Source organism: Brevibacillus soli (assembly GCF_044759095.2).
In the GTDB taxonomy this organism is placed as follows: Bacteria; Bacillota; Bacilli; order Brevibacillales; family Brevibacillaceae; genus JBIYSM02.
The window spans coordinates 1-1,456 of the sequence record NZ_JBIYSM020000097.1 but is presented as its reverse complement, the minus strand read 5'-3'; the positions used below and the strand labels follow the sequence as shown (position 1 = coordinate 1,456).

At 45.1% G+C, this 1,456-nt stretch carries 1 protein-coding gene; it reads right to left on the bottom strand.

The features are described from left to right. Nucleotides 1–117: 117 nt before the first annotated feature. Nucleotides 118–1,419 (bottom strand): IS1380 family transposase, encoded by a 1,302-nt coding sequence (locus ACE99V_RS20255; protein WP_400493002.1) that lies wholly within the window; start codon nt 1,417–1,419, stop codon nt 118–120. Nucleotides 1,420–1,456: the final 37 nt, after the last annotated feature.

Below are 1,456 nucleotides of genomic sequence, written 5' to 3'. Positions count from 1 at the left end.
TCTGACGTCTTTCATTTTCATACAAGCTACTGGAAGAGAAAATGACAGAAATGGAGATACGATCCCCCTCCCCATCTGAACGGGCTCCATCATTTCCATGTATTTTTCTGGAATTTTTCAGATCAGCAAGGCTACCTTGTTCGCGATTCGCTCCCAACTCTGCCGGTTGTGAAACGGTTCCGCCATCTTGAGGATGACTTTCCGGCTGTGGGTGATAAGGATGCCCGTCACGTGCAAAAAGTCCCGGCGAAATCGTTGAATCGTGAATCCACGATGAACGGGATCACAAAAACCTGCTTTAAATCGCTCGAATAAGTTGTATGCCAATAGTTTAAGCAGTAGATCGATTTCATTGGCTACAAAAGAAGATGTGGAGATCGCCTCCATCGAAAAACCATGCTTTGCCTCTTTGATGTAGTTCTCCATACAAGCCCGTTGATTGTAAAATCGCCAGATATCGATCGGCTCCCATGCCAGATTTGTAACCATAGCTTCGTATTCCCATAGAAAATCATAAAATTGAAGCTGATCTTCATCCTGACGGTGAGCTTTGCGAATCACGACGACAAATCTTGAGTTTTTCCATGAGGTTGCTTGATAGACAAGCGTAATCCCTTCGATGATGATGTCTTCATTGATAAAACGCTTCCAGTAACGGCAGTTCGCTACTTCTGCTTGCAGTCTCTTTGTCCATTTGAGTTTGCCGACGTATCCGATTTTCACGTCTTCCCAAAAGCGATAGAATTCCTCACCACCAAAACCCTTATCAAAACGAACGTATTTCACGGCATGGCCGTTTGCGACCAACTTAAGCGTTTCTTTGGCAAATGTCAGAATGTCCGTCGATGAATGAGTATTGCCAGGTCGCAATATGGCATTCAAGCAAAAGCGAGACTTTCCTTCGTATACCATAACGGGATGGTAACTTTTTCGACCGGGCTTATGTGGATTCACGCCTACTGCCGCCCCTTCTTGATTCCCAAAAACGGTGTTTACGGTAGAATCAAAATCGAGAACAAGTTCGGATGGCAGATGAGGGGAAATGAGTTGCTGATTTATTCGCCTCAAATCGTCACGTACAGTGGGGACCGTATTCGCCAGCCGCCCAAGTTCCTTGTACAACAAGGAATAATGTGGGCACTTGCCTCCTAAGAAACGCCGGATGAGCGTATCATTTTGCAGAGAACGAAAGTAAAAGAGCCGCTCGTAGCCAAGTAACCAACCAACAATGAGGTACATCAAGATACGGGACATGGAGAACAGCGAGTTCGGTTTCTTTGCACAGCCTACCTGTTCGAAGACATAAAAAAGCTTGATTTTTTCAAGAAAAACAAGGAAAGGCTTGCTGCCTGCATAAGAGGTTGAATTCTTCAGGGTAAACTCTGTTTGGATGGGGGAGATGTTTATGGTACACTTCACCTTATGGGTGCTCCTTTCTTTGTGGGTGATGTTCTCG